The following is a 10047-nucleotide window of genomic DNA, read 5'->3' as shown; positions in this document are numbered from 1 at the left end:
GCGGTGGAGGGCGTCGGTGCACGTCGGGGCACGGCGCCGCGGGCCGCGGGCGGCCGTCGTTCCCGGGCGCCTGCGGCGAGATGTGGCCGAGCGGTCAGATGCCGCCGTCGGCGATCAGCCGGGCGGTGTCCAGCAACCGGCCGGCGACGTGCTCGACGTCCACGTCGCCCATCGAGACGACGCCGATGGCGGCGTCGAGGGAGTGCCCGTCCCCGTCGAACAGAGGGACCGCGATCCCCACCGCTCCCGCGGTGAGCCGCCCGCGGGAGACCGCGTAACCGGCCTCCCTGGCGTCCCGCACGGCGTCCGGATCCGAGGTCCGCGGCTTGCGGGCCATCAGGATCGCCAGGCCGCTCGCGCCCTGGGCCAGCGGATGCCGGGCACCGCTGTGCTGGGACAGGTGGAAGACCGAGGCGGGCGGCTCGAAGACGGACAGCGCGACCGCGTCGTCGCCCTCGGCGACGACACACTGCGCGGTGACCTCCAGCTCCTGCGCGAGCCGGCGCAGATGCGGTGCCGTCGCCCGGCGCAGCTCCGGATTGGCCTGCCGGGCCAGCTGCATCACGCCCAGGCCCAGCCGGTACCGGCCGGAGCTGCCCTCGGCCACCAGCCGGTGCGCGCGCAAGGTGGTGAGCAGCCGGTAGACGGCCTGCCGGTGCACCCCGAGCGAGGTCGCCAGCTCGGCGACCGTCATCTCGCGGTCCTCGTTCGCCAGCAGCTCCAGCAGTCGCAGCCCACGATCGAGGGTCAGCGAACCGCTCTGTGCCGGCCCGTCGCCGTCCCGCACCTCCGCGCTCATCTGCGACACCTTCCCCGACCTAGGCTGTGACCACCGGCTCCTGTCCGCCGGGCGTGACGGAGGGTCGTCACCCTATCGCTCGGCATCCGCCCGCTCACGATGCGCACGTCCGGTCGGCGGCGGCGGCGGCCGCTCCGGCGATCCGGCCGAACGCCATGCACTCGGCGAGACTGGCACCGCCCGCCGGGTAGAGCAGCCCGTGTATCGAGCCCAGCTCGCCTGCCGAGTACAGGTTCCCGACCGGGGTGCCGCCGACGCCGCGCACCCGGGCGCCCGCGTCCCGGCGTGGTCCGCCGACGGTGTGCGAACCGCCCGGGTACAAGGGCACCGCGAAGAAGCGCCGTCCGTCGAGGGGGACCAGGGTCGAGGGTGCACGTCCGAACTCCTCGTCCCGGCCCGCGGCGCAGGAGGCGTTGTAGCGCCGCACCGACTCGGTCAGCGCTTCCGCGTCGACGCCGCAGAGACCGGCCAGCTCGTGCAGCGTTGCGGCGCTCCGGATCCAGCCGCGCTCCAGCTCGGCGACGTTGTCACAGCTCCAGGTGTAGTCCTGCACCGGGCCGGCCGGGCCGGAGTAGGTGGGGACCAGCGGGCCCTTGTCGAAGCGCCGCTCGTCGAAGATCCACCAGGTGGGGATCCGCGGATGCGAGAGCCGCTGCGCGTCCATCCCGAGCAGCTCCAGGTGCGCGGCGTGCTGACGGCCCGGCTCGGCCAGGAACCGCTGCCCGGCGCCGTCGACGAACACCGCTCCCGGGTTGACCGCGCGGTCCGGGTCGGGCCCGAACCGTCCGGTGCCCCAGACGTCGATCCCGGTCCCCCCGGTGTAGCCGTTGCCGGGGAACCGGGCGACGAAGTGCCCCGGCCAGACGTTCATGTGCCACAGTTCGGCGCCGACCTGCTGGGCCATCCGGATCCCGTCGCCGGTGTTGTCCTGGCTGCCGTAGAACCAGGCCCGGGGAACCGGCAGGAACTGGCGTTGCAGAGCCGGATCGCCCTCGAACCCGCCGACCGCCAGCACCACGCCGCGCCGGGCTCCGATCCGCTGCTCGCGCCCGCCGTCGTCGACCCGGACGCCGAGCACGTCGCCGTCCGGGCCGGTGATCAGTCCGGTCGCCGCGGCGCCGAACCGGACCTCGATCCCGCGTTCGTCGACGAGCGAGCGGAGCAGACCGAACAGCGGGCAGCCCGGCCAGCGGGCCGCCCGCTCGGAGGGCAGCACCCGGTGCACCGTGACCGAGCCGTGGTCGGGCAGCGCGTCGTGCTCGCCGTGCAGGTCCAGGACGCTGTACTCGCCGCCCTGCGCGGTCAGCCAGGCCGGGTTCGCCGCGGTCTCGACCGCCCACGTCCGGATCAGTTCCGGCTCGACGGCCGTGTCTTCCCCGGACACCGCATAGGACGCCGTCAGATAGCGGCACGCGGCGTCGATGTCGTTGGGCACCAGGAAGAAGCCCGCCGCGTACCGGCTGTTCGGCCGATGCCGCTCGGCGGTCTGTTTCTCCAGCACCAGCACCTGTGCGCCGGCGTCGTGCGCGGTCACCGCGGCGACCGCGCCCGCGTCACCGAGCCCCAGCACGACGACGTCGACCGTGCGATCGAATCCTGTCCCGGGCATCAGCACCTCCTCAGCCGGTCTCCGCGGCGAGGCCGAACAGTCGCACCGCGTTCTCCTTGAGGATCTTCGGCCGGACCTCGTCCCGGAAGCCGGCCGCGGCGAAGTCCTCCAGCCAGCGCTCCGGAGTGATCATCGGGAAGTCCGATCCGAACAGCATCTTGTCCTTGAGCAGGGTGTTCGCGTACTGCACCAGCTGCGGCGGGAAGTACTTCGGAGACCAGCCGGACAGGTCGATGTAGACGTTCGGCTTGTGCATGGCGACCGACAGGGCTTCGTCCTGCCAGGGGAACGACGGGTGCGCCAGCACGATCTTCAGGTCCGGGAAGTCCACCGCGACGTCGTCGACGGCCATCGGGGTCGAGTACTTGAGCCGCAGCCCGCCGCCACCGCGCTGCCCGGCGCCTGCGCCGGTGTGCCCGGTGTGGAACAACGCGACCATCCCGTGTTCCTGCAGCACCTCGTAGAGCGGATAGGCCATCCGGTCGTTCGGGAAGAAGCCCTGTGACGTCGGGTGGAACTTGAAGCCCTGCACCCCGTGCTCGGTGATCAGGCTGCGGGCCGCCCGGACACCTGCCGCGCCGCGGTGCGGGTCGATGCTGGCGAACGGGATCAGCACGTCGGAGTGCTCCGCGGCCAGGTCGGCGATCTCCTCGTTGGGCGGGTTCGGCTCCCGGCCGGTCTGGTGCGCCGAGTCCACGGTGAACACGACCGCCGCCATCCGCCTGGCGCGGTAGTACTCGGCCAGCATCGGCACGGTGAAGCGGGTGACCTTGTCCGTCTTGAAGTACTTCGCCATCGCGTCGAAGCTCTCCGACCGGTCGGGCGCGGACGCCTCGGCGACCGAGAGCTGCACGTGGGTGTGCACGTCGATCGCGTCGACGGCATCGGGGTCGATCCTGCGGGTCATGTCGCCTCCCCGGCCGTGACGACGGTGGCCGAGCCGCCGAGCACGGCTCGTCCGTCCTGGTTGGTGGTGGTCAGTGTGACCTCGGCGAGCTGCTCGTCGCCCTCGGCCCGCACCTCGTCGATCCGTGCGGTCACCGTGAGGGTGTCGCCGGGCCAGGTCGGGGCCTGGAACCGGGCGCGGTAGCGGCGCACGTTCGCGGTGCCGAACCAGTCGACGAGCACCTGCCCGGCCAGCCCCATCACCAGCATCCCGTGCGACATCACCGTCGGGTGGCCCGCGACCTGCGTGGCGAAGGGCTCGTCGGTGTGCAGCGGGTTGAAGTCCCCGCCGGCTCCGGCGTACATCACGATCTGGGTCCGCCGGAGGTTCTCGACGACGACCTCGGTCCGCTCCTCGCCGACGGTCACGGCGACCGGCGCGGCGCTCATGCCGAGCCCTCCGCCGGACGGGTGCGGACGGTCACCGCGGTGGCGCGGGCGACCAGCTCGCCGTCGGCGTCGTGGAAGTCGGTGTGCCGCTCGGTGAAGTCCAGCACTCCGGAACGGCCCTCCTTGCTCCAGGTCCGCCCGTCCCGCTTGCTCGGGACCAGGGTCTCGCCGACCTGCAGCGGGCGGTAGTAGGTGAACTCCTGCTCGGCGTGCAGCCCGCCACCGCCGGCTCCGGCACCGCCCGGGCCGGCGCCGGAGCCCTGCCACGGCTGTCCCGGTCGCATCCGCAGGGGCCAGTCCGGGTCGAAGTGGGCATAGGCGATCGGGAAGGTCGGCGGCACGCCGCCGTCGGGCTCGGCGCCGAGCGCCCTGGCGAACGCCAGCACGTGCCCCCGTTCGATCGGGAAGCTCCGCTGGGTCATCTGTTCTCCTCCTGGTTCCGGGTGGCGAGCTGCTTCGCCCGGGTGCGGTCGACCTTGCCCGCCGGGGTGCGTGGCACCGCGTCGATACGGATCAGCGTGCGGGGATGCTTGTAGCGGGCGAGCCGGGCGTCCAGGTGCGAGATCAGTGCCTCGTCGGAGTGCCCGCTGAGCTCGCCGGCCACCAGCGCGGTGACCTCCTGGCCCCAGCGCGGGTCCGGCATGCCGATGACGACGGCGTCGGTGACGGCAGGGTGCGCGACCAGCGCCTGCTCGACCTCCTCCGGGAAGACCTTCTCGCCACCGGTGTTGATCACGCCGTCGCCCCGGCCGAGCAGGATCAGCTTGCCGTCGGCGTCGAGTGAGGCCAGGTCGCCGGGGACCGCGTAACGCACCCCGTCGATCACCCGCCAGGTGCGCGCGGTGCGCTCCGGATCACGCAGGTAGCCGACCGGCTGCGGGCCGGCGCTGGCCAGCACACCCACCCGGCCGCTGCCCGGCTCGACGTCGCGGTCCTGTTCGTCGAGCACCCTGGCCACCGGTGCCAGATCGAACCGGCCGTCTGCCAGGTCGGCATCGCGGCTCGCCTCGGCGACCCCGAACGGACCGCCCTCGGACGCGGAGATGTTGTCCACCAGCGTCATCGACCCCTCGGCGAGCAGGGAGCGTTTGACATCGACGCTCCAGGCCACTCCGGAGCTGGTGATCCGGCGCATGCTGGAGATGTCGTACGGGGTGCCGGTCGCGCGTTGCTCGCCGAGCGCGTCCACCAGCGGCCTGCCGAACGCGTCGCCGACGATCACCATCTCGGTGGCCCGCTCACGGCCCACCACCTGCCAGACCTCGTGTGCGTCCAGCGAGTGCGAGGTGCAGAAGCAGACGGTGCCGCCGCCGAGCAGCGTGCGCATCGCGTGGAAGAAGCCGGTCCCGTGCATCAGCGGCGACATCGGCAGCACCACCGGGACGGCGTCCCGCTCGCGCAGCCCGGCGACCGCGGCCCGGACCTCCGCCGGATCGGCCGGGGCGGCGATGCCCTGCTGGCGGAAGACCGAGCCGAGGATGCCGAGCAGGCCGGTGCGGTCCCAGATCACGCCCTTCGGTCGGCCGGTGGTTCCCCCGGTGAGCAGGATGATCCCGTGCTCGAACCCGGTCTCGTCGACGGCGGTGACCGGCTCCCCGCCCGCCGCGGCGTCCGCGTAGGACGCCGCGGTGCCGGCCGCGGAGTCGCCGGTCCGCAGCACCGCGGTCAGTTTCGGCAGCGAGCCGGCGACCCCGCCGACGCGCTCGGTCAGGCTCTCGTCGTGCACCAGCGCCACGGCCTCCACGTGATCGAGCACGTAGGCCAGCTCGGGTTCGCGGTACCGGTAGTTGATGTTGACCGGGACCGCGCCGATCCGGAAGGCGGCGAGCACCGTCTCCAGGTACTCGACCCCGTTGTAGAGGGCGATCGCCACGGTGTCCCCGAGGCCGACGCCGCGCGCGGCGAGCGTCCCGGCGACCCGGTCGGCGCGCGCGTGCAGCTCGGCGTAACTGATCCGCACGTCGCCGTGGGACACGGCGATGCGGCCGTCCGCGGCGTCGCCCGCCGCCCGCAGGGCCGCGGACACGCTCATCGGACTCTCATGGGTGGGCAAGGTGGCCTCCGATCCGGGAGTGCCCGCGAAGGAGGTCGCGGGAGATGATCATTCGTTGCATCTCGTCGGTGCCCTCGAAGATCCGCATCACGCGTACCGACCGGTACCACCACTCCAGTGGGAGCTCCCTGGTGTAGCCCAGGCCGCCGTGGATCTGGAGTGCACGATCCACCACCCGGCCCACCATCCCGGTGCAGTACAGCTTGGCGAGGGCCGCGGCGTGCCGGGCGTCGGCCCCCCGGTCGGCGTCCCACGCCGCCCGCAGTGCCAGCCAGCGGCCGGCTTCCAGCTCGGTCTCGGAGTCGGCGAGCATCCAGCCGATGCCCTGGTTGGAGCCGATCGTCCGGCCGAAGGTCTCCCGGGTGTTCGCGTAGCTCACGGCCATCTGCAGGCATCGGGTCGCGATCCCGACGCACTGCGCGGCGATCGTGTGCCTGCCCTTGCCGATCCAGCGCATCGCCAGCTCGAAGCCCGTGCCGACCTCGCCGAGGACCGCCGAGTCCGGCACCCGGACGTCGTCGAGGAACAGCGTCGCCGGCTCGTGCCAGCTGCCCATCGTGGGGATCGGGCTGGAGGTCCATCCCTGCTCGCGGTCGATCAGGAACGCGGTGATCCCCGGTTCGGCGACGGCGAAGACGATGGCGTAGTCGGCCTCGTGGCCACCGGTGATGAAGGTCTTCTGGCCGTTGATCAGCCAGTCGGCGCCGTCCCGGCGGGCGGTGGTGCTGATCGCCCGGGCGTCGGAGCCCGCGCCCGGCTCGGTCAGCGCGAAGCAGCCGCGCCGCACGCCCTCGATGGTGGGGCGCAGGTAGGCCTCCTGCTGGGCGGGCGTGGCGGCGAACAGGATGTTGTCCGCGGCCCCGCCGAACCGGAACGGCACGCAGGTCGTCGCCAGCTCCGTCGTGACCAGCGACTGCAGCATCGCCGGAAGGTCCATCCCGCCCCACTCGGCAGGGGTGGCGAGCCCCCAGAACCCGAACTCACGGGCCTTGCGCTGCAGCTCGGCCAGCTCGTCGTGCGGCAGGCCGGGCTCGCCGGAGCGCTCGCGCCGCAGGAACTCCGGCTCGCGCGGCAACAGCTCACGTTGCACGAACCGGCGGACGGTGTCCCGGATGTCGCGATCCTCGACAGTGAGTGCGAAGTCCATCGGAGGATCAGGTCCCGTTCCGGGCAGGCAGGTCGTAGGCCCGCGCGTTGGAGATCATCGCCGCGTCCATCATCCAGGCCTTCGCCCGCCGCGGATCCGCGGCGATGTCGGACATCTGCTGCTGGAAGCGGCGCCGCTGGTGCTCGTCCGACTCGGCCAGCGCGGTCGTGGTCCGGTGGGTGATCTCCTGGACCGTCTCCACCGCAGCCTTGCGCCGCCGGGTGGCCCACAGGTCCAGCACGCTCTCGTCGAGCTCGCCGCGGAGGTGGCCGGTGAGCTGCACGGACAGGTCGAACGCGTCGTGGATCCCGCTGTTCAGGCCCATCCCGCCCATCGGGCTGTTGATGTGCGCCGCATCGCCGAGCAGCAGCACCCGGCCGTGCCGGAAGCTGTCCACCACCCGCTGGTGCACCGCATAGGTCTTGCGTTCGAGCAGCACCAGATCGGGCTGGTCGCCGAGCAGCGTCCGCAGCCGCTGCCCGACGTAGGAGTCGGAGACGGCCTCCTCGCTGCTCACCTCCGGCGGCACCGAGACGACCACCCGCCACACGTCCGGCACCCGCAGCACCAGCAGATGCTCCACCGGGTCGGAGATGTAATTGACGTCGCAGATCCCCGGCAGCAGCGTGTCGATCGGGTAGTCGATGGACAGCACCAGATAGCGGTGCTCGTAGGTGAGCCCCTCGAACGGGCAGTCGAGCACCTTGCGAACTGTGCTGCGCGCCCCGTCGGTCGCCAGCGCCCAGCGAGCGGTGCTCCGGTGCGGCCCGGACTGCAGCACCACGTGGTCGCCGGCGTCGCGCAGGTCGCTGATCCCGCGGCCCATCCGGATGGTCACATCGGGATGTTCGGCGGCGAGTGTGTCCCGCAGGATCTGGGTGTACTTGTACTGCTCGAGCTGCAGCCGGAACGGGTACTCGGTCTCGTCGCCGAGCGCACCGAAGTCGAACTCGGCGATCAACCCGTCCGTCCGGTCCCGGACCTGGTAGCGCGGTGCGATCAGTCCGGCGGCGAGCATCGCGTCCGCGATGCCCAGGTGCCGGGCGATCTCGACGGTCGGCGGGTGGAACGTCGACGCCCGCCACTCGGTGCTGAGCTCGGGCTCGGACTCGAAGACGGTGACCCCGATCCCGGCCCTGGCCAGCGCCAGCGCCGCGGTCAGCCCGACCGGCCCCGCACCGACGACGGCGACCTCGGTGTCGGTATCCGTGCCGCTGCCGCTGCCGCTGCCGGTGCTGCTGCCGGTGCCGCTCGCGCGCCCCCGTGCGGTGCTCATCAGGTACTCCACTCGACGATGTGGTCGCACATGCGTGCGGCCAGCTCGGGGGTGCCCTGGAAGTAGTGGTCCGCGCCGGCGATCTCGACCAGCTCACGCCGGTCGTGCCGGACCGCGTCGTACATCCCACGGGCGTGGCTGGGGAATGCGGCACAGTCGGCGGAGCCGTACACCACCATCACCGGGGCGCTCACCCCGCGCAGTCGCTGGTAGGCGTTCGCCCGGCTGTGCGTGTGGCTCCACTGGCTGAGCCAGGACCGCAGGCTGGTCAGGTGCCCCAGCGATGCCGGCTGGGTGTTGGCGGTCCACGGATCGCCCCACAACGTTCCGGCGCGGCGGTCCGACGGATCCAGCGTGAGATCGGTGAACCGCAGGTCGGCGGCCGTCCCGTGGACGACGAACGGCAGGTCGTCCGGGCCCGGGCGGTCCAGCTTCGTGAGCTGGGTGAGCCGCTCGAACGCCCACCCGGAGATCCGCTCGTTGCGGGCGATCTGCGCGGCCCGGTAGCGCTGCACGAACTCCGCCGGGTACGGCGGCCCGTGCTGCGGGTCGAACATGTCCAGCCCGGGGTCCCGGCCGAACGGGTCCTGTTCGTCGACGATCGCGGGATCGAGTCCCTCGGTGTACACGGTCGCCCGCCCCGGGTGGGCCATCGCCATGACCAACCGGTCGGCCGGGATCAGCCCGGCGCCGGCGAGATCGACCGGGTCGCCGGCCGGGGTCTCGGTGATCGTCGGGTTCTCGGCCTGCTCCTGGTACAGCGCGGCCAATCCGCCGCCACCGGAGTTGCCGACCAGCACGATCTCGGAGTACCCGAGCCGGTGCAGGTGGGCGATCGCGGCACCGATGTCCAGAACGCAGTTCTCCATGATCAGTGCGGAGTCGTTCCCGACGTAACGGGTGCACAGGCCGACCGCGGCGACGCCGCGTTCGGCGAGATCGGACAGTGCGTAGTGGCCGAGGAAGTTCGACGCCGGGTGCACGATCAGCACGGCGGTGGTCGGGGTGCGGCGGTCGTCCCGCCAGAGGGTGGCCCAGATCTTGCCGCTGAGCCTGGCCACGCCGGAGTTGATGTCCAGACGTTGCCCGGCGGGCATCGGGATTCCGAGCAGTTCGCGGATCAGCACGTGCGGCCCCTCACCCGCGCTGGTTCCAGGCGTGCAGGTTGGCAGCCCCCTCGTGGGCGTCCTGCTCGGTGAGCTCGCGGGTCTGCAGGGTGAGCTCGATCCGGACGCCGTTGGGATCGAAGACGTAGAGCGACTCCCAGACGCCGTCGTGATCGACGATCCCGTTGACCTCGACCCCCTCGGTCTCGAAGTGCGTCTTCCAGGCCAGCAGCTCCTCCATCGAGTCGATGTTGAGCGCGAGGTGCCGGATCCAGGACGGCACCGCGTCCGGTTCGTACGCGGGCAGGCCGTCGACCTCGAAGAACGCGATCGCGCTGCCGTCGCCGAGCCCGAAGAAGGTGTGCAGGAACGGGGTCTTCGCCCCGCTGGAGGGCACCTCCTCCTGCCGGATCGCGGCGATCAGCGGGCACCGCAGTACCCGTGTGTAGAAGTCGTGCGTCCGTTGCGAGTCCCACGTCGGGTACGCGATGTGGTTCAGCGAGCGCGGGGCCTGCAGTTCCGAGGCGACGGTGTCGGCCATGATGCCTCTTCTCGATTATTGGACAGTGAGCCCGGTATCCGTACGGATAGTGCGGCCTGAAAAGGGGTGTTGTCAACCGATCACCCGCGGGCGGCGACACAACGGCCGGCCCGCTGCGGGCAGGGGTCGGCGGCGCCACCGGAGGTCGTCCGGTGGCGCCGCTCGTTGCCCGCCGGGCCGG

At 72.0% G+C, this 10047-nt stretch carries 10 protein-coding genes; all 10 read right to left on the bottom strand.

Going from position 1 to position 10047, the window contains the following annotated elements; genetic code table 11:
• Window positions 1-94 precede the first annotated feature (94 nt).
• Window positions 95-799 carry an IclR family transcriptional regulator gene (locus Pdca_RS32330; protein ID WP_125911641.1) on the bottom strand — a complete coding sequence of 235 codons (705 nt, stop codon included), beginning with the start codon at window positions 797-799 and terminating at the stop codon, window positions 95-97.
• 94 nt (window positions 800-893) lie between these two features.
• Complete coding sequence (locus Pdca_RS32325) at window positions 894-2408, bottom strand: FAD-dependent oxidoreductase (protein ID WP_125911640.1); 1515 nt, start codon at window positions 2406-2408, stop codon at window positions 894-896.
• Window positions 2409-2418: 10 nt separating this feature from the next.
• Window positions 2419-3315 carry an amidohydrolase family protein gene (locus Pdca_RS32320; protein ID WP_085915939.1) on the bottom strand — a complete coding sequence of 299 codons (897 nt, stop codon included), beginning with the start codon at window positions 3313-3315 and terminating at the stop codon, window positions 2419-2421.
• Window positions 3312-3743, bottom strand: a complete 432-nt coding sequence (locus tag Pdca_RS32315) for a MaoC/PaaZ C-terminal domain-containing protein (RefSeq protein WP_085915940.1) — start codon at window positions 3741-3743, stop codon at window positions 3312-3314. The genes Pdca_RS32320 and Pdca_RS32315 overlap by 4 nt, the downstream gene beginning before the upstream one ends.
• Window positions 3740-4165 (bottom strand): FAS1-like dehydratase domain-containing protein, encoded by a 426-nt coding sequence (locus Pdca_RS32310; RefSeq protein ID WP_085915941.1) that lies wholly within the window; start codon window positions 4163-4165, stop codon window positions 3740-3742. The genes Pdca_RS32315 and Pdca_RS32310 overlap by 4 nt, the downstream gene beginning before the upstream one ends.
• Entirely contained in the window at window positions 4162-5775 is a 1614-nt protein-coding gene (locus Pdca_RS32305) for an AMP-binding protein (RefSeq protein ID WP_085915942.1), read from the bottom strand. The genes Pdca_RS32310 and Pdca_RS32305 overlap by 4 nt, the downstream gene beginning before the upstream one ends.
• Window positions 5776-5782: 7 nt before the next feature.
• Window positions 5783-6943, bottom strand: coding sequence for an acyl-CoA dehydrogenase family protein (locus tag Pdca_RS32300; protein ID WP_085915943.1), 1161 nt, complete (start codon window positions 6941-6943; stop codon window positions 5783-5785).
• A gap of 7 nt (window positions 6944-6950) precedes the next feature.
• Window positions 6951-8219: an FAD-dependent oxidoreductase gene (locus Pdca_RS32295; RefSeq protein ID WP_125911639.1), complete on the bottom strand. Its 1269-nt coding sequence runs from the start codon at window positions 8217-8219 to the stop codon at window positions 6951-6953.
• Window positions 8219-9346, bottom strand: a complete 1128-nt coding sequence (locus Pdca_RS32290; RefSeq protein ID WP_085915945.1) for an alpha/beta hydrolase — start codon at window positions 9344-9346, stop codon at window positions 8219-8221. Before Pdca_RS32290 ends, Pdca_RS32295 begins: the two co-directional genes overlap by 1 nt.
• Before the next feature lie 10 nt (window positions 9347-9356).
• Window positions 9357-9866 carry a VOC family protein gene (locus tag Pdca_RS32285; protein WP_085915946.1) on the bottom strand — a complete coding sequence of 170 codons (510 nt, stop codon included), beginning with the start codon at window positions 9864-9866 and terminating at the stop codon, window positions 9357-9359.
• Window positions 9867-10047 lie beyond the last annotated feature (181 nt).

Origin of the sequence: Pseudonocardia autotrophica (assembly GCF_003945385.1) — a bacterium.
GTDB lineage: Bacteria > Actinomycetota > Actinomycetes > Mycobacteriales > Pseudonocardiaceae > Pseudonocardia > Pseudonocardia autotrophica.
Note: the sequence above shows the minus strand (reverse complement) of the source record. Positions and strands in the feature narration are given on the sequence as shown.